At 35.7% G+C, this 23,870-nt stretch carries 24 protein-coding genes; 16 read left to right on the forward strand and 8 right to left on the reverse strand.

The window, feature by feature from the left end; translation table 11 throughout:
• Positions 1-165: 165 nt before the first annotated feature.
• Positions 166-744, reverse strand: a complete 579-nt coding sequence (locus EK417_RS05055; protein WP_076597345.1) for a Crp/Fnr family transcriptional regulator — start codon at positions 742-744, stop codon at positions 166-168.
• Between the two features lie 245 nt (positions 745-989).
• Positions 990-1,625: a cysteine hydrolase family protein gene (locus tag EK417_RS05060; RefSeq protein WP_136521512.1), complete on the reverse strand. Its 636-nt coding sequence runs from the start codon at positions 1,623-1,625 to the stop codon at positions 990-992.
• A 352-nt stretch (positions 1,626-1,977) separates the two neighbouring features.
• Between EK417_RS05060 and EK417_RS05065 the strand changes: the two genes are divergently transcribed.
• The 6 genes from EK417_RS05065 (at position 1,978) to EK417_RS05090 (ending at position 8,946) form a co-directional block, all read left to right on the forward strand.
• A complete protein-coding gene (locus tag EK417_RS05065) occupies positions 1,978-4,557 on the forward strand; it encodes an FtsK/SpoIIIE family DNA translocase (protein WP_136521513.1) in 2,580 nt (859 codons plus the stop codon).
• A gap of 87 nt (positions 4,558-4,644) precedes the next feature.
• Complete coding sequence (locus EK417_RS05070; protein WP_110366071.1) at positions 4,645-5,106, forward strand: hypothetical protein; 462 nt, start codon at positions 4,645-4,647, stop codon at positions 5,104-5,106.
• A 147-nt stretch (positions 5,107-5,253) separates the two neighbouring features.
• On the forward strand, positions 5,254-5,901 hold the full coding sequence (gene lolA1 / locus EK417_RS05075) for an outer membrane lipoprotein periplasmic chaperone LolA1 (RefSeq protein WP_076597348.1): 648 nt from the start codon (positions 5,254-5,256) through the stop codon (positions 5,899-5,901).
• 110 nt (positions 5,902-6,011) lie between these two features.
• Entirely contained in the window at positions 6,012-7,469 is a 1,458-nt protein-coding gene (locus tag EK417_RS05080) for an LptF/LptG family permease (RefSeq protein ID WP_136521514.1), read from the forward strand.
• Between the two features lie 131 nt (positions 7,470-7,600).
• Complete coding sequence (locus EK417_RS05085; RefSeq protein WP_136521515.1) at positions 7,601-8,392, forward strand: hypothetical protein; 792 nt, start codon at positions 7,601-7,603, stop codon at positions 8,390-8,392.
• A gap of 83 nt (positions 8,393-8,475) precedes the next feature.
• Positions 8,476-8,946 (forward strand): hypothetical protein, encoded by a 471-nt coding sequence (locus EK417_RS05090; RefSeq protein WP_136521516.1) that lies wholly within the window; start codon positions 8,476-8,478, stop codon positions 8,944-8,946.
• 234 nt (positions 8,947-9,180) lie between these two features.
• Here the strand turns inward: EK417_RS05090 and EK417_RS05095 are convergent, their stop codons facing one another.
• From EK417_RS05095 to pyrH, 3 genes are all read right to left on the reverse strand, one after another.
• Positions 9,181-10,242, reverse strand: coding sequence for a 3-oxoacyl-ACP synthase III family protein (locus EK417_RS05095; RefSeq protein WP_076597352.1), 1,062 nt, complete (start codon positions 10,240-10,242; stop codon positions 9,181-9,183).
• Positions 10,243-10,439: 197 nt separating this feature from the next.
• Positions 10,440-10,994, reverse strand: coding sequence for a ribosome recycling factor (gene frr, locus EK417_RS05100; protein ID WP_076597353.1), 555 nt, complete (start codon positions 10,992-10,994; stop codon positions 10,440-10,442).
• 398 nt (positions 10,995-11,392) lie between these two features.
• Positions 11,393-12,100: a UMP kinase gene (pyrH, locus tag EK417_RS05105; RefSeq protein WP_076355472.1), complete on the reverse strand. Its 708-nt coding sequence runs from the start codon at positions 12,098-12,100 to the stop codon at positions 11,393-11,395.
• 167 nt (positions 12,101-12,267) lie between these two features.
• Here pyrH and porQ point away from each other — a divergent pair, with 167 nt between their 5' ends.
• The 5 genes from porQ (at position 12,268) to EK417_RS05130 (ending at position 15,358) form a co-directional block, all read left to right on the forward strand.
• Positions 12,268-13,260, forward strand: a complete 993-nt coding sequence (gene porQ, locus EK417_RS05110; protein ID WP_110366068.1) for a type IX secretion system protein PorQ — start codon at positions 12,268-12,270, stop codon at positions 13,258-13,260.
• A gap of 84 nt (positions 13,261-13,344) precedes the next feature.
• Positions 13,345-14,019 (forward strand): (d)CMP kinase, encoded by a 675-nt coding sequence (cmk, locus tag EK417_RS05115; protein ID WP_136521517.1) that lies wholly within the window; start codon positions 13,345-13,347, stop codon positions 14,017-14,019.
• Between the two features lie 95 nt (positions 14,020-14,114).
• The gene (locus EK417_RS05120) at positions 14,115-14,465 is read left to right on the forward strand and encodes a YtxH domain-containing protein (protein ID WP_034694334.1); all 351 of its coding nucleotides are present in this window, start codon (positions 14,115-14,117) and stop codon (positions 14,463-14,465) included.
• An 80-nt stretch (positions 14,466-14,545) separates the two neighbouring features.
• Positions 14,546-14,854, forward strand: a complete 309-nt coding sequence (locus EK417_RS05125) for a phage holin family protein (RefSeq protein ID WP_076597356.1) — start codon at positions 14,546-14,548, stop codon at positions 14,852-14,854.
• A 3-nt stretch (positions 14,855-14,857) separates the two neighbouring features.
• Entirely contained in the window at positions 14,858-15,358 is a 501-nt protein-coding gene (locus EK417_RS05130; RefSeq protein WP_136521518.1) for a phosphoribosyl-ATP pyrophosphatase, read from the forward strand.
• Positions 15,359-15,437: 79 nt separating this feature from the next.
• On the opposite strand, the gene EK417_RS05135 is transcribed toward EK417_RS05130, so the two are convergent.
• On the reverse strand, positions 15,438-16,163 hold the full coding sequence (locus EK417_RS05135) for a TrmH family RNA methyltransferase (protein ID WP_076597358.1): 726 nt from the start codon (positions 16,161-16,163) through the stop codon (positions 15,438-15,440).
• On the opposite strand from EK417_RS05135, the gene tamL reads away from it, so the two are divergent.
• Complete coding sequence (gene tamL, locus EK417_RS05140) at positions 16,149-18,758, forward strand: translocation and assembly module lipoprotein TamL (protein ID WP_136521519.1); 2,610 nt, start codon at positions 16,149-16,151, stop codon at positions 18,756-18,758. The two genes, EK417_RS05135 and tamL, sit on opposite strands and share 15 nt — an antisense overlap.
• Here the strand turns inward: tamL and EK417_RS05145 are convergent.
• A complete protein-coding gene (locus EK417_RS05145; RefSeq protein WP_410493465.1) occupies positions 18,755-19,312 on the reverse strand; it encodes a SanA/YdcF family protein in 558 nt (185 codons plus the stop codon). The two genes, tamL and EK417_RS05145, sit on opposite strands and share 4 nt — an antisense overlap.
• 56 nt (positions 19,313-19,368) lie before the next feature.
• Positions 19,369-20,493 carry a ferredoxin--NADP reductase gene (locus tag EK417_RS05150; RefSeq protein ID WP_076597361.1) on the reverse strand — a complete coding sequence of 375 codons (1,125 nt, stop codon included), beginning with the start codon at positions 20,491-20,493 and terminating at the stop codon, positions 19,369-19,371.
• A 33-nt stretch (positions 20,494-20,526) separates the two neighbouring features.
• On the opposite strand from EK417_RS05150, the gene EK417_RS05155 reads away from it, so the two are divergent.
• The 4 genes from EK417_RS05155 (at position 20,527) to EK417_RS05170 (ending at position 23,870) form a co-directional block, all read left to right on the forward strand.
• Entirely contained in the window at positions 20,527-21,087 is a 561-nt protein-coding gene (locus EK417_RS05155) for a TlpA family protein disulfide reductase (protein WP_136521520.1), read from the forward strand.
• 24 nt (positions 21,088-21,111) lie between these two features.
• Positions 21,112-22,083, forward strand: coding sequence for a FecCD family ABC transporter permease (locus EK417_RS05160; protein ID WP_181446067.1), 972 nt, complete (start codon positions 21,112-21,114; stop codon positions 22,081-22,083).
• Between the two features lie 245 nt (positions 22,084-22,328).
• Complete coding sequence (locus EK417_RS05165) at positions 22,329-23,252, forward strand: ABC transporter ATP-binding protein (protein ID WP_136521522.1); 924 nt, start codon at positions 22,329-22,331, stop codon at positions 23,250-23,252.
• A gap of 165 nt (positions 23,253-23,417) precedes the next feature.
• Positions 23,418-23,870, forward strand: a complete 453-nt coding sequence (locus EK417_RS05170) for a MarR family winged helix-turn-helix transcriptional regulator (protein ID WP_062671553.1) — start codon at positions 23,418-23,420, stop codon at positions 23,868-23,870.

Here is a 23,870-nt window from a genome sequence, read left to right on the forward strand (position 1 = left end):
AAGCCCGGAAACATTAGGAAAAATTCAATTTTTAAAACCGAAAAAATATAGATTCATATTACCTATAACCATGATTGAGGACTTCTATTCCCATCCTCATTTATTTATTAAAAGAAACGTCTAAAATGGTTAGGAATCTGATAATTTCCAGGACTTTTTTCATCATTATTTTTCAAATATTTTCCTCCTGATTTTACTTAAAAATTCATGAGTAATTCCCAGGTAGAATGCTACCTGCTGCTGGGTAATTCTTTGCTCCAATCCCGGATACTTTTCAAGGAATTCAAGATAGCGTTTGTCGGCTGTTTTGCCTGTTAAGGAAAGAATTCTCCTCTGCAGTGCTACCGAAGATCTCTGGTTCATGATTCTGAAAAGCTTTTCTATCTGTGGCATGGTTTCATACAAATGTTCTTTATCTTTTTTGGAAATCATCAACACTTCGCTGTCTTCAAGGGCTTCAATATTGAGAATACTGGGAACATTATTGATAAGACTGTCAATATCTGTAATCCACCAGCCTTCAACTGCAAAATATAAGGTTTGTTCAAATCCGTTTTCATTGAGATAACAGATTTTAAAACATCCCTTTAGAACGAATCCTTCAAAGAGGCAGTAATCTCCTTCTTTGAGAACCAGCTCTTTCTTTTTAAAAGTTTTGAGCTCAAAAGGTTTTACAAACTGTTGAAAATCCTCTTCTGAAAGATTGATATACTGACTGATATTTCTAAAAAGTAAATCGGACATGGGATTATTTAAGCTAAATAAAGGTATCAAAATTATTGACACCTTTATAAAATTACGTTAAGTTAAGTTATTTTGTATTTAAACAATAGAACTCTGGTCTTTTGTTGGGCAAACGCAAAAGCGCTAATAATTTTTGAAATATCAGATGTTTTTAAGATCGCAAAGATTTTATCTCCGATAAAATTTAAAACATCTCAGTTTGCTGAAAACCTCCGCTACTACACCTTTCCATGTCCAAAATAGCCTTATTGTAAAAATTCATTGGTGTTTATTACACTTGCATAGAGATTTCCAAGAGCAGAAATCCCTGCCAAAAAGGACTTTTGCACGTCTGCTGCTTTTATAACTTCCCCATTCAGTTCACGATCTCTCGTTGCTGTAGCATCACCGATAACTGTATTGATAAACCCGAAATCAAAAGCGGCTCTGGTGGTAGACTCCACACAAACATCTGTCATCATTCCCGTAATAACCAGATTTTTAATGTTCTTTGACTGAAGATAGTTCAGAAGATCAGTATCCCTGAAACTGTTGGGAAAATGCTTAACAATAACTTTTTCATCCTCCATTGGTAAAACCAGATCGTTGATTTTAGCGCCATCTGTATCCGGAAGGAAAAACGTTGCACCATCATTGGTAGAAATATGCCGGATATGAATGACAGGAAAATTATTTTTCCTGAAATAATCTAAAATACTTCGGATATTTTCAGCAGCCTGTACAGCTTTTTCAAGTATCATCTTTCCTCCAGGGAAATAATCATTTTGTACATCGATAATGATTAATGCAGTGTGTTCCGTTTTTTGTTTTTGTGCGTTCATTGTAATCAGTGAAATTAATATCAGACCTAAGGTCAGAATAGTTTTGAATGTGTTTTTCATATATGAAATTTTATAGGTCAAAATTAAATAGGTTTCAGATCCTGACCTTTGAACTAGTTCAAAAAAAACACTATCGAGACACAATATTGTTATTTTTTTCAATTAAGACTGTTTAAATAGAAAATTTTATTATCTTTTTAAAGAAAAATAAATAATAATCAGTTAATATAACGTAACGGTATCAGATTTGGATAAGCAAAAAATAACCTTATTTTATTCTGTCATACAAGAAAATATTTTTAAAGTAAAAATTTTAAATAACCATTATAAAAGCGGGATTCCCAAAATGTTTTTTGGGTAAAAAAGATTCATTTAGTGTTGAATAAAACATTAAATTTGCGACATTGATATTATGGATAAAAAGACACAAAAAAAACCGACTGAATCGCCTGAAAAAGGCAGAATCTTATCTAAGCCACGTATTTTTTTCGGGCTTAATTTTATACTTTTATCGGCTGTTCTCGCATTCTCATTCGTCTCTTATCTGATGAACTGGAAAGCAGATCAAAGCCAGGCAGGAACCATGCTGGACAAAAGCATAAAATCTTCCAATATCTTTGGTAAGGTGGGTGACTGGCTTGGGAATATTTTCATTTTTGAAAGTATTGGTATTGCCTCCTTTATCATCGCATTTTTACTGCTTGTAGTAGGTACTCTGATTCTTAAGAAGAAAATCTTCAAACCCTGGAAAACTATTGGTCACTCTTTATTTTTTATCTGCTGGCTTCCTATTTTCATGGGGGCACTTACGAAAGGTCAGGGTGTTTTAGGAGGTGTTTATGGATATCAGATCATGGACTATCTTAACTCCATCATCGGAGCAGTAGGTCTGTGGACCGTATTAGCAGCAAGCATTCTTCTTTATTTTATTCTTGAATTCAATCTTCGTCCAAGTTCTATCAAAGCGAAACTGGATAAGATCAATGAAAATACAATTGGAAAAGTAAAATCTATGATGCCGGACTCCAATGATGATTTCGAAGCTGATGAGGAGTTGAGAGAAGAAGCAGAGGAAGCGAAAGAAGAAACTGCACCCAGAGTTACCGTAAGTGATGCTACCAATCATACTGTCAATAGTCTAATTAATATCAAGAAAGAACCAGAACCGGTAAGTGCACCGAAAGGATTCCCTGAAGTTCCGGTTTCCAACGAGATAGAGACCATTACCACGCCCAACCATACTTCTTTTGATGCAGAACCTAAAGAAGTTTCTCAACCTGTAAGTTTAAATCTTTCTACCAAACCAGTTGTTCCGGTTTCCAGCCCTGAGGAAGCATTTGACATCAGGCCTTCTACTCCGTCTCCGGCAGTAACCACTGCTCCGGCACAGGATAATATTAAATTCAATGTAGAAGTAGCTCCGGTAATTGATATTCTGGATGATTCTGATAAAAAGTCTCAGGAACTGGTAGAAAAGCACGGATTGTATGATCATAAGCTTGATCTGGCTAACTTCCAGATGCCGCCCGTAGAATTACTGAAAGATTATGGAAATGAAGAAATTTCTATCAATAAAGAAGAACTGGAAGAAAATAAAAATAAGATTGTTGGACTTCTGAAGAATTTCAATGTTGGTATCGCAGAGATTAAAGCTACAATCGGGCCTACCGTTACGTTATATGAAATTGTTCCTGAAGCAGGTATCAGAGTGGCAGCGATTAAAAAACTGCAGGATGATATTGCACTGAACCTTTCTGCATTAGGAATCAGAATTATTGCGCCAATGCCAGGGAAAGGAACTATTGGTATTGAAGTGCCAAGAAAGAATCCTACCATGGTTTCTATGCGTTCTGTCATTGCTTCTCAGAAATTCCAGAATACGGACATGGACCTTCCGGTAGTTTTCGGAAAGACTATTTCCAACGAAATCTTTATGGCCGATCTTTCAAAAATGCCTCACTTATTGATGGCGGGAGCAACAGGTCAGGGTAAATCTGTAGGGATCAATGCTATCCTTACTTCCCTTCTTTATAAAAAACACCCAAGCGAACTGAAGTTCGTCATGGTAGACCCTAAAAAAGTGGAACTTTCATTATATTCAAAAATTGAAAGACATTATCTGGCAAAATTACCGGATGCAGAAGAAGCTATCATTACAGACACCAATAAAGTAATCAATACCCTGAACTCTCTTTGTATTGAAATGGATACCCGATATGACCTTCTTAAAAATGCTTTTTGTAAAAACTTAAAAGAATATAATAAGAAGTTTACGGAAAGAAAATTAAATCCCGAAAACGGACACCGTTATTTACCTTATATTGTATTGGTAGTGGACGAGTTTGCGGATTTGATCATGACAGCAGGTAAAGAAGTTGAGTTACCGATTGCCAGACTTGCACAGCTTGCAAGAGCCGTAGGAATCCACCTTATAGTGGCTACACAGAGACCATCCGTAAACGTAATTACAGGGATGATCAAAGCCAACTTCCCTGCAAGAGCTGCCTTCAGAGTAATTTCCAGTGTAGACTCCAGAACCATCCTGGACTCTCCGGGCGCAGATCAGCTGATTGGTAAAGGAGATATGCTTTATTTCAATGGAAACGAAATTTTAAGACTTCAGTGTGCTTTCGTAGATACTCCGGAAGTAGAAAGACTGGCAGAGTTCATCGGAGAACAAAAAGGATATGCTTCAGCATTGCTGCTTCCTGAATATGTTTCTGAAGACTCAACAAGTTCAGTAGGTACTTTTGATCCGAACGAAAAAGATGCTTTATTTGAAGAAGCAGCAAGAATCATTGTTTCTACCCAGCAGGGATCTACTTCAATGCTTCAGAGACAATTGAAACTGGGATATAACAGAGCCGGCAGAATTATGGATCAGCTTGAAGCAAGCGGTATTGTAGGAGGATTCAATGGAGCTAAGGCAAGAGAAGTTCTGATCAGTGATCTTCATTCTCTGGAACAGTTCCTTGAAGATTTAAGAAACTAATTATTATAAAAATCATCAATACAAAAATTAATCCCGGATATTCCTGATCGGGAACCGGGATATAAAAAATTCAACAAAACTATTACTATGAAAATCACAACAAAACAAACTATTAGATGGGGACTTTTTGCATGTATACTTACCTTATCTTCATGTGCATTAAGAACTGTACCCAGTGATTATGCTTCTGTGAAACTGGATGTTATTGATTATAATACTCTGGGAAATGGCAAAGTCCTTATTTATAATGGTGCAGGAGTTCTCCATAAAATGGATAACACGGCAAGACTTAATATTGGCCTTGACGGTAAATCATTAGGGCAAATCAGACCCAAAGAATATGTTATTGTTGACTTAGAAAAGGGAAAGCATGAGTTCACAGCTCTTCATATAGATATGGTGAATATGAGAAGTAAGCATCCGGTTGAGATCAATGAAAATACCAAAGTGATTAAAATTGAACCCACCATTACTTCTAATAAATTAACAGTGACCAATATTCTCCCTGAAAAATTTGATCAGTACATTGAAAGACCGGAAACAAGGTAATTTGTAAAACAATATCTGGTATAAAGTATCCGGCGTTAAAAGGTGGATTTTTGGAACAGTTTTTGGAAGATCTGCGTAGTTAAAGGAAAAACAACAAGTTTTAACCTTAAGAATTAAAGAAAATCTAACGATTATTAAATTAAGAAAATGAAAAATATTATTTCAAAAGTTATATTAGGAAGTTTTGTTGTAGGTGCAGTAGGTATGGCCAACGCTCAAAAGATTGATGCGAAAGCTAAAAAGATATTGGATGATATTACAGCCAACTACAATTCTAAAAAGAATTCTTACTTCAAATTTTCTTTTGGAAGCGGTCTTAACGGACAGGTGACAAAAACAGAACCTGGTATTTATTATGTTGCCGGAGAGAAATACAAACTGAAGATCATGGATACGGAACAGATCTTCGATGGTAATAAAATTTACAACATCAATGCCGATGATATGGAAGTAACCATTGCCAAACCTAACGGAAGCAGCACCATGTTCTCCCCTATCAACTATCTTACGACGTATAGAAATGATTATAATGTAACCTACAACGGTAAGAAAATGATCAATGGTGTAAATGCGGACTTTATTAAACTGACTCCGGTGAAAGCAAACGGAATAAAATATGTATATCTTTTTGTAGATTCAGCAAAAAAGCAAATGGTAAAACTGGAACAGCACGGAAACAACAAAGATGTTGCTGTAATTGCCATTAAAGAATACAAAGAAAACCAGGAGCTGGATCCTAATATGTTTGTTTTTGACAAAAATAAGTTTAAAAACTACATCGTTACAGAACTTTAAAAAGCTGAAAGTGAATTCGCAACTAAGTAAATTGACTTTTAAAGTTAAAAAAATAACAAAATATAAAAAGCCACAAGTAAACTTTGTGGCTTTTTGATTAATTTTGGCGCATGTTAAAAATACTAGACCGATATATCATAAAAACCTTCTTTGGACCGTTTTTCTTTATATTCAGCGTATTGTTTTTCATTTTTATTGTAAACATTATCTGGGTACAGTTGGGGCAGTTTATGGGAAAAGGATTAAGCTACTGGCAGATCCTCAAACTTCTTTTTTACCTTGGGGTAAACGTAATCAGTATGGTTCTTCCCCTTACGATCCTTCTGGCGAGCATTATGTCATTCGGTGAATTTGGAGAACGTTACGAGCTTGCAGCCATGAAAGCAGCAGGAATTCCTTTGACCCGGGTAATGACTCCCCTTCTTGGAATTTCAACAATACTTGCAATTATGCTGTATTTTTTCTCAAGCAATATCATTCCTGATTTTCAGAAAAAGGCTAAAAACATGCTTTTCAACATTGCGCAAACTAAGCCTGCTCTTAATTTCACACCAGGACAGTTCATAGATCAGATTCCCGGCTATATGGTAAAATTTGATAAGATACATGGTGAAAGCGGAGAAAATATTGATGGCGTTTTTGTGCATAAAAAAGCCAATGCTTATGAAAACCAACAGTCTATTGTAGCTGAAAAAGGAAAGTTTGTTCCCGCAGCTAATAAAAATTTCCTAAAACTTGTATTATATAACGGATATGTATTCGAAGATGCTTTCGCAGGGAAAGGTGATAATGTAAGATTGAAACAACCTGACCAGGCTATTAAATTTGATACATTGGTATCTCACTTTGACATTAGTGAAATCATCAATAAAGCCATCGAAAAAGAGCAGATTACGGATGATTACCGTTTTGAGAGTTATCCTCAATTGAACAAAACTATTGTCAAAACCAAGAAAGACAACCAACAGTTCTTTGATAACATTGGCTCAGAGGTTCTTAATCAGGCCAATTCCGTTGTCACCTACATGGACAAGGGTAATAAGCATAAAGTAGCCCCAAAAACCCAGATAAAACTGGATACTGTAAAAGGGGAAAAAAAACTGGAAATTATTTACAACTCCTATAACAGATTAGACAACCTGAAATCTACTTTAGAGTCTAAAAAGAATGAATACAGTTCTAATGTAAAATATTTCAGCAAGGTTGTTATTTACCAACAGAGAATGGTAGCTTATTCGGTGACGTGTATCATCTTCTTCCTGATCGGAGCCAGTTTAGGATCTATCATCAGAAAAGGGGGAATGGGACTTCCTGTCATCATCGCTATTGTTATTTTCATTATCTTTTATGTAATGAATGTTGGGGTAGAAAACATGTCATGGAGCGGAAAAATGAATCCTTATCTTGCAGCATGGCTTCCCAATCTGATTCTTCTTCCTTTTGGAGTTTGGATGACCTATAAAGCACTTACAGATTCACAGCTGTTTGATGCGGAAAAATACAAAGTACTGTTCAAACCAATCACCAAAAGGTTTACGAAAAGTAAAGAACATCAGAGATATCAATAATTCTGATTTTAAAACAGAACTAAAGCTTCGGAGAAATTCCGGAGCTTTTTTATTGATTACTAATTAAAATATTTAGTGGATAACGATTTTAAATTTAAAAATTTATATTTGTGAGAATTTAAAACAAAACCATGAAGAAATTACTACTTATTGGCCTGTTCGGTCTTGCATCACTGAACGCCTCTGCTCAGGAGCAGAATGAAACCGGGACATACAACGGTGAAAAATACGGTTACATTATTGACAAATCCGGAAAGAAAACTGAAGGTGTTGTACAATTGCACGGCGGTTATTCAAGCCCGTGGCAAAATCAGTTAAAAGTAAAGTTTGCAGCCATTGCTGATATTGATAAAGTAAAGAACAGAATAAAATTTAAAACGTACGACACAGACGATATCAAAGAATATATGCTGTATGAAGGTGACACTCCGAGAGTTTTCAAATCGGTAAAATACTCAAACATGAGAGAGGCTTTAAATAGCTCAGAAAGTTCAACAGGATTATCGGCAGGCTTTAAGGCAATCAATAACCTTTCAAGAACGGAGCAGTTTGCAGAAGTAGTAACGGAGGGCAAAATTACAGTTTATAAGCTTTATGGCTACCCTACCGCTCTTTCTGCAAACAGCACACAGGCCATTACGCAGAGTGAAACAGACCGGTTAAAAGAGAATCCCAATTATATCTTTTCGAAGAAAGGAGGAAAAGCTGAAGAATTAACTCCCTCAAAAGCCAAAATCATACTGGCAGACTGTCCTTACGTAAAAGCAAAAATAGCAAAGGGTGAATATGGTTCCCTGAAAAATGAGGAGAAAAAAAGAACAGGTCTTGGAAAATTCATCCGGGATGAAATCAGCAATTCAACAGTGGATAAACTTTCAATCATCAATGAAGTGATCTACGATTATAATGAAAACTGCAAATAAAACAATATAAGGCTTTCTGTTGGAAGCTTTTTTTATGTCATTAAATCTTTTGTATTCTTATACACCACCAAACACTTAATTCTATGAAAATTCTAGTTCTGACAGCCGGCCTGCTTCTTTTTGTTTCCTGTAAAAATGAAAAAGATAAAACCAGTCCCAAAGAATCCGCTTCCATAGATAATTCTGTTGTAAAAAAGGATTCTGTAAAAGCAGACATAACAGAAAACCCCATTGATCAGATCAAAAAAGAATATGCTGTGCTTCAGGCTCAGCTGGAAGCTGAGAAGCTAAGTTCTTCAAAATTCAGTTATGACTGCAATGATGAACCTTCAGGAGAAGTTATTTTTCATTCTGACAAGGATGGGATTAAAGTAATAGAGCATTTTTATGCAGAACACAGTCATTTTTCGGCATCTGAAAAGTATTTTATCAAAGAGGGAAAGCCTTTCTTTATTTTCAGACAGGAAACCGTATGGAATTTTGATGGCGGCACTCCCGAAAAACCGGTTACCAAAGATGAAATTACAGAAACCCGTATGGTATCTTCAAAATAATCAGCTACTCAAATGTCTTGAAAAGAAATACAGTATAAAATCCCATCAGAAAGAAAAAACAGCTCCGGATACAATTCCTGGTAAAGAAATTATTTGTAACATGGAGGAAATCGTTAAGAGCTACCAATCTCTATTAAAACATAAAGACCAGAAAGGCTCCATACAATGTTTGTAAAAACAAAAGAGATTGCCCAAAAGTCAATCTCTTTTTTATATTTTGGGAGAGCCTGTATTTTAAAACTGATAAACAAAAGCATTAATATTCATTCCTGCGCCTACGGATGCAAATAAGACTACATCATTTTTTTTGATTTTATGATGTTCCAGTTCATCCTTTAAAATCATCGTCAGCAAAGAAGGAATAGTTGCAACGCTGCTGTTTCCTAATTTATGAATAACCATAGGCATAATATTTTCCGGAACTGGCTTTCCATACAATTGATAAAACCTGCTAACGATGGCTTCATCCATTTTTTCGTTTGCCTGATGAATGATAATTTTATCTAACTGATCAATGGAATACCCACTGTTGTCAAGACATTTTTTCATCGCATCCGGAACATTGATGAGGGCAAATTCATATATTTTTCTGCCATCCATCTTGATGTATCGGGTATCCGGACAGCTTTCGTTGTTGTAAGACTTTCCAAAATACAAATAGTCTTTTTCTTCAAGTGTATAAGAAGCTGATAAATGAGACCTGATCCCGGAATCATCATTTTCATTCACTTCCAGAACAGCCGCTCCTGCTCCATCTGCATAGATCATACTGTCTCTGTCGTGGATGTCCACTACACGGGAAAGTGTTTCTGCACCAATAACCAGGCATCGTTTGGCTATACCAGACTTGATCAATGCATGAGCCTGTATGACTCCTTCAATCCATCCCGGGCATCCAAAAAGAACATCATAGGCTACGCAGAAATTATTTCTGATTCCCAATAAATGTTTCACCCTTGCAGCAAGACTGGGCACGGTATCAGACTGAACCGTTCCAAAACGAACATCCCCAAAATTATGGGCAAATATAATATAATCTAATGTTTCAGGATCGATTCCTGCATTTTCTATGGCTGAACGCGCTGCAATAAGTCCCAGATCTGAAGTAACCTGTGTACTGTGCGCATATCTTCTTTCTTCAATACCTGTAATCTTCTTTAGCTTGTCCGTAATGGAAGCATTATTCTCTTTTAATAAAATCCCTTCTTCATTAAGAAAAACATGTTTATCAAAAAATAAATTGGTTATTGTTTCTGATGGGATATAATTTCCTACCCCGATTATTTTTGTCATCATTTTAGTATTTGGCTCCTGTTTTTTAATTAGACCTCAGGAATGATTTATTAAATATAATGAATGAACGTAAATACTTCTCAATATAGTATAGAACAAGAATGCATTGCATTATAAAAAATTAAATGTGATAGCAGAAAAATAATAAAAAAAGAGGTGTCCCATCGGAAACCTCTTCTTTATTTTCAACAGCTTTAGAATTATACTTTCATAATTTCAGCCTCTTTTGTCTTAAGATGCTCATCACAAAGCTTAACGTATTTATCAGTATAAGTCTGGATTTCTTCTTCCACTCCTTTTACTACATCTTCAGAAACTCCTTCCAGCTTTTTAAGTTCTTTTAAACCATCCTGTCTTGCGTTTCTTACCGTCACTTTAGTGTTCTCAGTTTCTGCTTTAGCCTGCTTTGCAAGTTCCTTTCTTCTTTCCTCAGTTAAAGGCGGAACATTCAGGATAATGTTTTCTCCGTTGTTAGAAGGGGCAAAACCTAAGTTTGAGTTGATGATTGCTTTTTCAATCGCGTTGATTGCTGTTCTGTCCCAAGGTTGAATAGAGATTGTCATTGCATCCGGAACAGAAACATTCGCAACCTGGTTGATAGGAGTCATTGCTCCGTAATATTCTACCATTACATCCTGAACCATTGATGTAGAAGCACGTCCTGCTCTAATTCTTTGAAATGCGTGATCCAGGTGCTTTACCGCTGCATCCATGTCTTGTTTTACAGATTCTAATATAAGATCTAATTCTTCCATTATTATATTAAAGTTTGATAAATTACACATCTATTAATCCATCTGAATATCAGTTAATTAAAACTAAAAAACGCTGTAAACATCAGTGTTTTCTTATTGTTTTAAATTATTTTTTTACTATTCAGTGCTGCAAAAATAGTGATTATTTCCATATTTTGGTAAGACTGCATTCTGTATTTTAAGAAAACTATAATATTTTAAAATGTGATTACTTTAACATATACATTTTGTGTGTTTAATGTTTTGGAAATAGTTGACGATTAGATTAATTAGTTTATTCTATAAATCCTTTTACAATAATAAAAGTTCGCTGTTTAGATCAGGCTTATTAAAATAAAAAAAAACACCTGTCACAGTACTGCAACAGGTGTTTTTATATTTTTTAGTAGTTAAATTAATTATAAATCAACCAAAGTCCCTACATTTTCTCCGTCTACGATTTTTTCTAAATTTCCATCTTTATTCATATCGAATACAATGATTGGCAATTTGTTTTCGTGGCTCAAAGTAAAGGCTGTCATATCCATTACTTTAAGGTTTTTCTCAAATACTTCATCAAAAGATAATGAATTGTATTTTACAGCATCTGCATTCTTTTCAGGATCACTGTCGTAGATTCCGTCTACTCTTGTTCCTTTTAAGATCACATCAGCACCGATTTCGATGGCTCTTAAGGTAGCCGCTGTATCAGTAGTAAAATAAGGGTTTCCTGTTCCCGCACCGAAGATCACTACTCTTCCTTTTTCAAGGTGTCTTACCGCTCTTCTTTTGATGAAAGGTTCAGCTACTTTATCCATTTCGATGGCAGACTGAAGTCTTGTTTTGATTCCTGCATCTTCCAATGCTCCCTGTAAAGCCATTCCATTGATTACAGTGGCCAGCATTCCCATATAATCTCCCTGCACTCTGTCCATTCCTTTGGCAGCTCCTGCTACACCACGGAAAATGTTTCCTCCTCCAATTACAATCGCAACTTCACAGCCTTTTTCAACTACTTTTTTGATCTCAGCTGCATATTCCTGCAGTCTTTCATTGTCAATACCGTATTGTCTGTTTCCCATTAAGGCCTCACCGCTTAGTTTCAGAAGGATTCTTTTATATTTCATCTTTTATTTTTAATAACTTTTTATTAGTATGGGTTTCCCCTGAATTTGATTTTGCAAATATAATCATTAAAGATATTGATGAAAGAAAAATATTTAAATAGAAATAATGTCAGAAATATTTTGAAAAGTACGAAAAAGGATTATTTTTGCATTAATTATAAATTGAGTTGAAGAAAATTATCATTTTTTCATTATTTCTATCAGGAATTGTTTCTTATGCACAAACAGGAACAAATGTTTATCCGTTCTTAAATGTACCTGTATCTGCAAGACAGGCTGCTTTGGGCGGAGATGCAATTTCAGTAAGAGATTATGATGTTTCCTTTGCTATTGCAAACCCTGCCCTGTTAAATAAAGATTCTGACAAACAGCTTTCTGTAAACGCAACGGCTTATCTTGCCGACTCGAAATACGGAACTATTGCTTATGCCAAAGACTTTGAAAATGGCCACATGGCTACCATCAATGCAAGGTATATGAGCTACGGAAGTATTCCAAGGACGGATGAAAGCGGTTTTGAAAACGGAGAATTCAAAGCTTCAGATGTCGCTATTGGTGCGGGCTATGCTTACCAGTTTGAAGAAGACTGGACGATTGGTGGAGGACTTAATTTTATTACCTCAAAAATCGACAACTATACTTCTTCCGCGATCTCAGGAACAGCGGGAATTACCTATCATAATAAAAAAAGTAAAGAAGTAGTTTCATTGGTCATGAGAAACTTTGGGTTTCAGCTGAAATCTTTTAACGGAACAAGAGAAAATCTTCCTTTCAGAATAGATCTGGGCTATACCAAGACCATCAAGAACTTCCCTCTTGCCATCACCATTACCGCACATGATCTTCAGAAGTTTGATATTTCTTCAGAAGAGAATCTGGATGGGCAGAAAGTGGGTGCCGGCAGAAAAATTGCCGATCACTTTTCGTTGGGGGCAGAATTGTTTCCGGAAAAGAATTTCAATATCAGGCTGGGCTATAATGTAAAAAGAGGAAATGAGCTGGCAGTTGCGGACCAAAGAAACTTCTCAGGACTTTCTGCAGGATTTGGAGTCAAAGTTTCCAGATTCCGTATTGATTATGCCCACGTGAGATACCACAACTCTTCGAACGTCAACCAGATAGGAATTTCTATGGACCTTTCCAGCCATAGAGGAGAATAATCTTCCTGACCGGAAATTTCTTAATTATTCCGAAAATTTCCTACTTATTCTTGATTTTCTAAAAAAAATCTTGAAATTTGCAGTATGAAAAAACCTGTAATTGCTATCGATGGGTACTCGTCTACCGGAAAAAGTTCTATCTCAAAAATCATTGCTGATCAGCTGGGACTTATTCATATGGATACAGGAGCGCTTTACAGAGGAGTTACCTGGTATGCTTTGCAGCATTGTCTGAATGAAAACGGTGAGATTGATCTGAATACGCTGTTCTCTTCTTTTAATCAGATCAGACTTGAATTTAAAAACAACGAAGGAACACTTATTTTATTCCTTAATGACGCCGATATATCTAAAGAAATCCGTACAAATACAGTATCGGACAATGTAAGCCTTGTTGCCAAACAGAAAGAAGTAAGAGACTTCCTGCTGCAGTCGCAGCGCAGTTTGGCAGAAAAAGGAGGCGTTATTATGGACGGACGTGACATTGGGACAGTAGTTCTGCCAAATGCGGACTATAAATTCTTCCTTACTGCCAGTATTGACGAAAGAACCAACAGAAGATTTCTGGAACTGAAAGGCCTGGGAATACAAGCAGATAAAGAACAGGTAAAACAAAATCTTATAGAACGTGACAAGATCGACAGCGAACGTGAAATAGCCCCATTGAAGCAGGCTGAAGATGCAATCGTTATTGATAATTCTGAACTTACAAAAGAGGAAACCATACAGCTTATTTTATCTCACATCAAAAAGATTTAACAATTTTTAATAGGCTTCAGGCCTCCTTTGGTATACAAATTGTAAGTTTTATTACTGTAAAAACTAATCTATTATTAATTATTAAAAAACTTAAAATGTCTAGAAAAGGAAATAATACAGCAGGTATATTGGCAGGACTTCTTGCAGGTGCTGCAGCAGGTGTAATCTTAGGAATGTTATACGCACCTGAAGAAGGTAAAGAAACAAGAAAAAAAATCAAAACTAAAGCAAACGATCTTAAAGATCAGGCTAAAAATAAATACGGAGAGGTTTCAGAAAAAGTAAAAGACCAATATGGTAATATTTCTTCTACTTTCAAAGAAACAGCAAGCAGCGTAGCACATACTGTGAAAGACGGATATGATAAATACAAAGATCAGATTGTTTCTAAAACTGCAGATTTGGCCAAAGATGTAGAAGCGGAACTGAATGATCTGAAAAAATAAGTAATTTATCTTTTTTAAGTAAATTACAGAAAGGAACTTTTGTGTGAAAGTTCCTTTTTTTGTAACTTTAAAAAAAAACAATGATAGAAACTATTAAAGAATACGCCTCCAAGAGAATAGATCTTCTGAAAATTGAAGCGACTGAAAAGTCTTCACTTTCTGCCGGGCTCATTACTTACTTTGTAGTACTGCTTGTTGCTTTTGCTTTTTTTATTATCCTTTTCAATTTTGGAATTGCTTTCCTTATCGGAAAAGCACTGGATAATTACTCATATGGATTCTTAATTGTTGCTGCATTTTATGCGCTGATAATGGCCTTTGTTGTAGCCTTCAAGAATAAGATTGTCAATACCGTTGCTGATCAGGTTATTAAATTTTTAAATCATTAAACTATGGGCATAAAATACGAGAGCATTGAAGAATTAAGAAGAAAGAAAAAACTGCTTAAGGGGGAAATAAATGATCTGGAAAATCTTCTGACCTTCAAAAATACAAAAGAAAGCCTAAGTGCATTTACCAATGGTTTAAGTGATCAGTATCTTCAGGAAAAAATTGATGAAGACGGTGATGAAAAAGTAGTTTTAAGAAAAGATGTCATTGCCAAACAGATTACTTCCGAGGTGAAAGATCTTCTGATCAGCAAAAATACCGCCGTAGGAATTGCAAATTCCGCATTCAAGGGAGGAAATATTACAGACGGTCTTGTTAAACTGGGTGTTACTGCCATCGTAGGAAACTACGCCAAAAAGAATATGAAAAGTTCAAACTGGAAGAAAAAACTGATTGGTGCCGCATTGATTTATCTTGCTCCTATAGCACTGAAATATGTCAGAAAAAAGATGGAGGTATATCAGAAAAACAAAAGTGTTTCAAGTTTGGAACAATTGATATAAAATCAGATATTGGAAACCAGATGCTGGATTATATTCAGTAATATTTTACAATAATTTCTAACCTCTGGTTTCTGATTTTCTATTTTGAGAATAACTGCCCTAAAATAATCCCGGCCGCCATTGATACATTCAGGCTTTCTGTAGACTGGGATTTTCCAAACCGCGGAATACTGATACTTTTTTGTAAAAGCTTTTCTGTTTCCGGTCTCATTCCGTTTCCTTCATTTCCTAAAATCAGATTTAGCTTTTCAGGTTTCTGAAAAGTATAGATATTTTCTCCTTCCATATCGGTTCCGATATTTACATTCTCTGTTGTAGAAAGATATTCCACCAGATCAGTATAAACAATATTGACTCTGGTAAAAGATCCCATCGTTGCCTGAATCACTTTCGGATTGTACACATCTACAGTATCTTCACTACAGATGATCTGTTCAATACCAAACCAGTCTGCCAGTCGTATAATAGTACCTAGATTTCCCGGATCCTGTATCCCATCCAACACCAATTGTATATTCTTATCCTCCCATTTTTCCTCCCCGGCAAGATAACATACCGCAACAGAATCTTTCGGAGTTTTAAGAAAACTTATTTTTTTTAATTCATTTTCAGAGATATGGGTAACAGGGATATCAGTACGGTCCAATTTTTGTGGATCGGTTGACAATATTTCTTTAACTTTAAAGTTAGAATTAGAAAGTTCACAAATGATTTTATTACCTTCAACCAAAAACAAATTGTATTTTTGTCTGAACTTCTTTTTATCTAAAGATTGTAAAACTTTTATTGTATGAGCTGTAAGCATTATAAGAATTCTCCTCAAAAATATTATAAAATTATCTCATTTGCAACATTTGTTGGTCTCCTTTATGCTTGTAGTACAACAAAAAAAGTTCCTGATGGCGAATATCTGCTCACCAAAAACAGTTTAGAGTTCGAGGATAAGAGAGAATTTTTCGACGAAGAGCTGAAAGATTACATCCAGCAGAAACCTAATAAAAAGCAGTTTCTTTTCATGCCATTGAGTTTACTGCTCTACAATATGGCAGATCCGAAATACGATACCATACTTAATGAATACATGACCTATCCCGGTGAAATGAGAAATCAGAAACTGAGAGACTCTTTATTCCTTAAATATAATATGAAAAGCAGCGTCGGAAAAAGTCTGCTTTTTGACCGTCTACTGCACAATTGGGGAACACCTCCGGTAATTCTTGATCAGACAAGAAGCGAAAAAAGCGCTGAATCTATCAAGAAAAGACTTACCTACAGAGGATATTGGGATGCTGATGTAAATTTTAAACACACATTGGATTCAGCTTCAAAAAAAGCATCTGTTAATTATTCTATCAAGCATAACGATCCTACCCGCATTAAAGATTATTATTATAATATTCCGGACCAGGGTATCAAAGGGTATTACAACTATAATCTGAACAGAAGTCTTGTGAGATCAGGACAGATTCTTGACCAAACCGTTCTTGAAAGAGAGGTTACCAGAATTACGGATCTGATGAGGGAGTTTGGTTTCTACAGGTTCAATGCTTCCAATGATGAAGTTTATTTCGTTGCGGATTCTCTTAAAAGCAGAAAACAGATTCCTTTAACCCTGGAAATTCATAAAGATTCTCTGGATACTCCCTATAAAATAGCCACTTTTGGAAATATTGACGTTGCCATTGTAGATGAACCCGGAGACTATCCTAAAAATACCAGGAAAGACAGCTTAAGGAGAATAAGATTTCATACGATGAATGATAAATACAAACTTTCATCTGTATGGAGAGCGATTATTCCGGACAGTAAAAAGGTTTTTGACCAAACGAAGCTGGATGTAACCAAGAGAAACATTTTATCGATGAATAACTTTAGCATCGTTAAAGCAAGAGACTCTCTGAGACAAGGCGGAATGACCTCTCCTAACGACAGTATTGTAGATGTTTTGTATGTACTGAAACCACTTCCGAAGTATGAACTTAAAGTGGGAACAGATATCAATTATTCTCAGGTTTTAAATCTGGGAATCTCCCCTTCTGTGGACCTTACCACCCGAAATGTTTTCAGAGGAGCAGAAAACCTTTCTACCAGTCTTTCAGGGACATTTGGTTCTATCAGAAGTACAAAAGATATCAGTAAAAGAGTTGCAGCCTACGAAATATCAGCTCAGGCATCCCTGAATTTCCCAAGGCTTTTATTGCCTTTTAATTATTATAAATTCATTCCTAAACGATATACCCCTACATCATCTATTTTGCTGGGGGCATCAATACAGAACAACATCGGTTTGGGTAGGTTAATTTTTAATACGGGATTAAACTATCAGGCAAGTGTGAATGATCAGGTTTATCATAAGCTTACATTATTCAATACTCAGGTCAGTCTGACGAAAAATAAAGATGCCTACTATGACTACTTTGTGAATGACGGAAGGGTAAAAGATGAGGTATTCGGGAATTATTTTATGTTTAACCCAGAAACTGCGCAAACCGGACAAGATTACAAAGATGGAAAACTTAGTGTGGATGAGGTTTCCAAAAAGATTATTGAGAATGATGCTTACCGTGGAAGTCTCAATCAGCAGGGAATAGATCTTTTAACGGCATTTACCGGAACACTGGTTAACAAAGACAGACAAACCCAGGATGTCCTTATTTCTTCAATGATCTACAATTTTGTTTATAGCGAAATTGGAAAAAAAGAATATCCAAATGCTTTTTATTTTAATGGAAAAGTAGAACTTGCGGGTAATATCTTAAGCTTATTTAATAAAAAAGATAATGGCGGAGGTATTGTTACCGGTCCACAAGGAACTATTTTTGGGCTGCCATACGCACAGTTTGTGAAGTTTGATATTGATACAAGAAAATATTTCAAATTTAATGGTAACCAGACATTGGTGCTGCGCCAGTTTATCGGAGTTGGAATTCCGTATGGAAATTCTGAAGATATGCCTATTATCAAATCTTACTTCAATGGAGGTTCTAACGATATCAGAGCATGGGTAGCCTTTGGAGGATTAGGTCCTGCTGATTCTCAGGTTGATGAGAGAGTTCGTACTTATATGACTGATAATTTAAAGCTTACTACCAATATTGAATATAGAATTCCTTTCAATAAAACCTATGAAGGAGCTTTATTTACGGATATCGGAAATACGTGGAGTCTTCGTAACTATAACGACGGATATGGAGATGAATTTAAATTCGGTAAGTTCTGGAAACAAGTAGGTATCGGAAGTGGATTCGGATTAAGATTAAATATTGCCTACGTAACAGCGAGAATTGACCTTGCGTATAAGATCTATGACCCAAATAAACCTGAAGGCGACCGATGGAGATTCAAATTCATCCAGCCTTTCAAACCTACAGTTAATATAGCGTTCGGGTATCCTTTCTAATCCGGAGAAACGCCTAGAATAAAATATACTACAGCAATCACACGGGCGAGGATTTCCCTCGTCTGGTTTCTGTAGAAACTTTCAGGTCTTGTGACATCCTGCGCATCAAATCCCAAAGCATTCATATCATTATTTCTTGCAAAAAACAATGCTCTCAGGTTGTGATATCCCTGAGATACGATAATGACATTTTTCTTCTTATAAACATCCTTACAGCGGAGAATGCTTTTATAGGTGTTAAAGCCCTTCGGATCTTCCACAATAATATCTTCAGGCACTCCTTCCTGATTGATCAGATAGTTTTTCATTGCACCCGGTTCATTATACCCCTTACTCTTCTCCCCGCTCACTATAATTTTCCTGATTTTTCCATGATGGTAAAGAAGTGCTGCAGCATCCATCCTTTTGGTGAAATAAGGATTGGATTTTCCGGATCTCATTTTCGGAGATGTTCCCAGAACTAATGCAATTTCCCTTGGCGGAATTTTTGAAATTTTGGTATACGTTCTCCCGTTGGTAAGTCCGAAAACCCACACATTACAGAAGCATATCATCAGAATTCCCAATTCCAGTGATATAAACCCAAGGTTAAATATGTTCCTAATAATTCTCAACTAAGATCAAAGTTAAGCTTTATTTTTTTACTTTTCACAATAGACATACAAGCTAAAATATGTCCCTGCTCTTCCTCTTTTTCCGTAAGATACTCATTTTCCAGCAATTCCACCTCTCCTTCTTCTAAAGAACATTCACAACTTCCACAGATTCCGGACTTGCAGGAATAAGGAACAGGGAATTTCTGCATCAGAAGCTGCTGAAGGATTTTATCCTTATTATCAGGGAGCTGAGTTGTATATTTTTTCCCCAGCATGGTAAATTCTACCTCAATATTTTCAATCAGAGGGAATTCTTTTTCTACAGGATAAATATCATCATTAAATTCTTCAAAAAGCTCAAAATGAATATTCTTTTTCGGAATTCCGTGGTGATAACATGCATTGGCCAATGTCTTGATCATTTCACCTTTACCGCATATCAATACTTCATCTACCGCATCCCAGATGGTAGATTCTTCATCTGTATCGTCTAAATGAAGGATCTGATTGATGATAAGATTCAGTTTCTTTTCATCCAGCCTGCCATAGAAAAACTGGTCTGCTGTTTTTTCCTGTGAGAAAAAGTAAAATATCTGAAGCCTGTCTCCACATGTTCTGGCAAGATTATCCAGCTGCTCGCGATAGACTAAATCTTCTGAACTTTTATTTCCAAAAAATAAAAACAGACGTGTTCTGGGTTCGTTGTAAAGAATATTTTTAAAATGACTCAAAATGGGGGTGATCCCAATACCCGCAGCAAAAGCAACAATAGTCCTGAATTCGCTGGGTTTGGATACGATTGTGAATCTCCCTGCAGGTTCACTCACCCATAGCTCATCACCAGCGTTATAATTTTGAAATAGCTGCGAAGTAGCTCCTTCATTGGAATTGATCTTTATTCCCAAAGATATTTTACCTTCATAAGGTGCTGAAGTCATTGAATAATCATTAATAACCTCTTTCCCATGTGAATGAAACCGTATACTGACGAACTGGCCTGCTTCAAATCTGAAATTTTCCTTTAAATTCTCAGGAATATCAAACTCCAGAGAAAAAGTATTTTTGGTCAGCTCTTCCTTTTTCGCTATTTTTAACGGATGAAACTGTATCAGTTTCCCTTTATAGATTTGTTGTTCCATAACTTCAATTCAAAAATAGATAAAAAATAATTTATGAAGAAGATAATTTTTTCCATGTTACTTCTTACTGCACTGTACAGCTGTAAAAAAGAAGGTCAGAAAACTGAAAACACTGCAGCTGCAGACTCCCTTTCGGCATCTCAAACTACAGAAAATGAAGAAAGTAGCGTTCTTCCCAAAGAACTTTCTCCAGAAAATGTAAGCCAGCATTTAGCAAAAAATAATGATACATTATATGTCACCAATTTTTTTGCAACATGGTGCGGCCCTTGCATGAGAGAGATTCCAAGTTTTAAAAATAAAATGGAGGAGCTGAAGGGAAAACCTGTAAAATTCACTTTTGTAAACCTTGACGAGAAGGCAGAATGGGCTGGTGCTGTTAAGAATTTTGCCACAGAAAATAAACTGGGAGGAAATATTATCTTACTGGACGGACAAAAACTGGATCAAAACTTTTTCCATAACAATTTCAAACAGTGGGACGGAGGTTCTATTCCTTTTACTTTCATGAGAAAAGGTGATAAAACCGATGAATATCTGGGAATGATGACGGAAGATGTATTGAATTCAAAAATTGATTCTTTCTTAAAATAAAATAGGCCGAACTCTTTCTGAATCATGTCAAAAAAGTTTAAAATCCTGTGTTTATTATTTGTGATTGCTATTATTATAAGTGCTGTCATTAATCTGAACACAGGATTTTTAAGTTTAAGCCTCCAGGATTTTTTTCAGGACTCTGCTCATAGTCAAATCGCCGAGATCCGTATCAACCGTGTTCTGGTGATGATGCTGGCTGGAATTTCAATTCCCACTTCTGGTTTCCTGATGCAGGAATATTTCCAAAACCCGCTGGCAGGCCCTGATATACTGGGAATAACGTCGGTTGCCAGTTTGTCAGTTGCCTTTTACATCTTCTTTTCTCATGATATTTTCCTTCCTGAATTTTTACAGAATAGTTTCCTCAGCTTAGCAGCTATTGGAGGAAGTTTACTGTTAATGTTGATACTGCTCTCCATGTCCAATAGGTTTCAGGATAAGTCCTATCTTATTATTTTCGGATTTCTGATATCTGCTTTTGCTGGTGCCATTGTATCACTGCTTCAGTTTTATGCAGAGAACCAAAGTCTGAAAAACTATATTTTATGGTCTTTCGGAGCTAATAATATGGTAACGAGAAACCAGATTTATGTCCTTTTTATTTTAGTTTCAATCGGTATGTTGATCTGTTTCAGAGCGATAAAGCCACTCATTGGTAATTCACTTGGTAATTCCTATGCACAAAGTTTGGGAGTAAATTTGAAACAGTTGAAACTTTTAATAATAGCAGCATCGTCTATCCTATCCGCTTCTGTTACGTCATTTTTAGGCCCCATTCTCTTTATCGGAATTATTGTTCCTCACTTCTGCAGACTCGTTTATAATCCATCAAAATTATGGCAGCAATGGGTTCTTAATATGTTTCTGGGAATGCTGATCATGCTATTCTTCTCAGTTATTGCAGAAAAAACGCAGATCCCTTTGAATGTGATAAGTTCTGTATTCGGTATTCCTGTCATTCTGATGATGCTGTTGAAGCAGAATAAAGTGTGATCGTGATATACACAAACCGGACAACCAGTTTCAAAATTAATACGGGGTCAGGAAAATAACCCATAGAATTTTGAGAATAATTTTATAACTTACTTCAGTGGATAAAAAAGGAAATCAATCATACTGTGTCATTCCGAAGGAATCTAAATTACTTTGTCGAGATGCTTTCAGCATGAAAAAACAAAACTGAAGCAGAGAGATAACAAATCATAAAATCCACAGAAATCAATAAAGAAGAATCAAACATGTATCTACAGATCAAACAATCAGATATCGGCTACAAAACAACTTTAATTTCCAATGCTAATGCAGATTTAAAGCTTGGTGATGTGTGCCTGCTGGTTGGTAATAACGGTGTAGGAAAAACAACATTAATCAAATCTATTCTGCATCAAATGCCTTTACTGAATGGAGAGATTGCTATTAATGGAAAAAATATAAAAAATCTTTCTGTAAAAGAAATTGCAGAGAATGTTGCTATTGTCTTTTCCAAATCTGTTATTCCACAGCATTATACAGTTGAGGATCTTATTTCTCTGGGAAAATACATCTACTACCCTTTCTATTTTGAACTGAAAAAAGAAGACCGCGAAGAGGTGGCTCATATTATTGAAGAACTGAATTTGAATCAGTACAGATATACTCTTTTGAAAAACCTCTCTGACGGAAATCTTCAAAAAGCATTTATCGGACGGGCTATCACCCAGAATTCCCCTATTATTATTCTGGATGAACCGACTACCCATCTGGATGAAAAAAATAAAATTATTATTCTTAAAACTTTAAGAAAGCTTGCTAAGGAACAGAACAAACTTATTCTGTTTTCTTCCCACGACTGGAGACTCGCCAAAGAATTCGCAGACAAAATATGGTATGTAAAAGAAAATCATCTGTATTCAGGGATTGTGGAGGACATTTTGCTGCAGCACGATGAACTTACTAATGCTTCGTTATTTCAAATCAATGAGACTTTTATTCCACCTTTAATCTCAGCACCGCAGTTTCACAAGGAAATGCTGTATTCTCTGCTTCAAAAAAACTTCCCAAAAGATCTGTCTGACCTCAATTTCGAATTTCAGCACCCATTTTGGGTAATTGCTAAGGATTCTATGACTTACCAATGTGAATCTTTTGAAGAAATTATCAATTTAGTCAAAAACATTCATTAATACTTGATTTTCTTTGATTTATCTACATACTATGCATGCATAGTATTATGCTAATCATACAATTTAATTCGCTTATTTACAGTCTATTAACAAAATTTAACGTTAATAAATATTATGCATGCATAATATTTATTAAATTTGGGTAAAACCATTGGCGCAAAAATGATGGATCATAATAAGGAAAAAATAGAAAACGTAGATTTAATTTTAAAGCAGACCTGGCTGGCTGTTTCTAAAATGTACACAGAATTAGCTCAGGAACATGATTCCACGGCGGTACAGGCACTCACTCTTCTTAAAATAGATCCCAAAGAAGGAACGCGAAGTACCAATCTTGGACCGAAGATGGCTATTGAACCCACTTCATTAACGAGAATCATTAAACTTCTTGAGGATAACGGATACATCTATAAGGAAAAGACCACCACTGATAAAAGAGAGGTTATCATCAAACTTACAGACAAAGGATTAAACTCCAGAAATATGTCTAAAGAGGTGGTGGTGAATTTCAACAAGAAGGTTATGGAAAAAATTTCTCCGGAAAAACTGGAGGCTTTCAAGGATGTAATGGGGGAAATCATGAAAATAGCCAACGAATTATTAAATAACAGAAAATAA

The sequence above is a fragment of the Chryseobacterium candidae genome, assembly GCF_004916905.1.
GTDB lineage: Bacteria > Bacteroidota > Bacteroidia > Flavobacteriales > Weeksellaceae > Chryseobacterium > Chryseobacterium candidae.

Bases quoted from the DNA above. Each gene is read 5' to 3' on its own strand.
- EK417_RS05055 (WP_076597345.1), bottom strand. From the start codon at position 744: ATGTCCGATTTACTTTTTAGAAATATCAGTCAGTATATCAATCTTTCA.
- EK417_RS05060 (WP_136521512.1), bottom strand. From the start codon at position 1,625: ATGAAAAACACATTCAAAACTATTCTGACCTTAGGTCTGATATTAATT.
- EK417_RS05065 (WP_136521513.1), top strand. From the start codon at position 1,978: ATGGATAAAAAGACACAAAAAAAACCGACTGAATCGCCTGAAAAAGGC.
- EK417_RS05070 (WP_110366071.1), top strand. From the start codon at position 4,645: ATGAAAATCACAACAAAACAAACTATTAGATGGGGACTTTTTGCATGT.
- lolA1 (WP_076597348.1), top strand. From the start codon at position 5,254: ATGAAAAATATTATTTCAAAAGTTATATTAGGAAGTTTTGTTGTAGGT.
- EK417_RS05080 (WP_136521514.1), top strand. From the start codon at position 6,012: ATGTTAAAAATACTAGACCGATATATCATAAAAACCTTCTTTGGACCG.
- EK417_RS05085 (WP_136521515.1), top strand. From the start codon at position 7,601: ATGAAGAAATTACTACTTATTGGCCTGTTCGGTCTTGCATCACTGAAC.
- EK417_RS05090 (WP_136521516.1), top strand. From the start codon at position 8,476: ATGAAAATTCTAGTTCTGACAGCCGGCCTGCTTCTTTTTGTTTCCTGT.
- EK417_RS05095 (WP_076597352.1), bottom strand. From the start codon at position 10,242: ATGATGACAAAAATAATCGGGGTAGGAAATTATATCCCATCAGAAACA.
- frr (WP_076597353.1), bottom strand. From the start codon at position 10,994: ATGGAAGAATTAGATCTTATATTAGAATCTGTAAAACAAGACATGGAT.
- pyrH (WP_076355472.1), bottom strand. From the start codon at position 12,100: ATGAAATATAAAAGAATCCTTCTGAAACTAAGCGGTGAGGCCTTAATG.
- cmk (WP_136521517.1), top strand. From the start codon at position 13,345: ATGAAAAAACCTGTAATTGCTATCGATGGGTACTCGTCTACCGGAAAA.
- EK417_RS05120 (WP_034694334.1), top strand. From the start codon at position 14,115: ATGTCTAGAAAAGGAAATAATACAGCAGGTATATTGGCAGGACTTCTT.
- EK417_RS05125 (WP_076597356.1), top strand. From the start codon at position 14,546: ATGATAGAAACTATTAAAGAATACGCCTCCAAGAGAATAGATCTTCTG.
- EK417_RS05130 (WP_136521518.1), top strand. From the start codon at position 14,858: ATGGGCATAAAATACGAGAGCATTGAAGAATTAAGAAGAAAGAAAAAA.
- tamL (WP_136521519.1), top strand. From the start codon at position 16,149: ATGAGCTGTAAGCATTATAAGAATTCTCCTCAAAAATATTATAAAATT.
- EK417_RS05135 (WP_076597358.1), bottom strand. From the start codon at position 16,163: ATGCTTACAGCTCATACAATAAAAGTTTTACAATCTTTAGATAAAAAG.
- EK417_RS05145 (WP_410493465.1), bottom strand. From the start codon at position 19,312: ATGATATGCTTCTGTAATGTGTGGGTTTTCGGACTTACCAACGGGAGA.
- EK417_RS05150 (WP_076597361.1), bottom strand. From the start codon at position 20,493: ATGGAACAACAAATCTATAAAGGGAAACTGATACAGTTTCATCCGTTA.
- EK417_RS05155 (WP_136521520.1), top strand. From the start codon at position 20,527: ATGAAGAAGATAATTTTTTCCATGTTACTTCTTACTGCACTGTACAGC.
- EK417_RS05160 (WP_181446067.1), top strand. From the start codon at position 21,112: ATGTCAAAAAAGTTTAAAATCCTGTGTTTATTATTTGTGATTGCTATT.
- EK417_RS05165 (WP_136521522.1), top strand. From the start codon at position 22,329: ATGTATCTACAGATCAAACAATCAGATATCGGCTACAAAACAACTTTA.
- EK417_RS05170 (WP_062671553.1), top strand. From the start codon at position 23,418: ATGGATCATAATAAGGAAAAAATAGAAAACGTAGATTTAATTTTAAAG.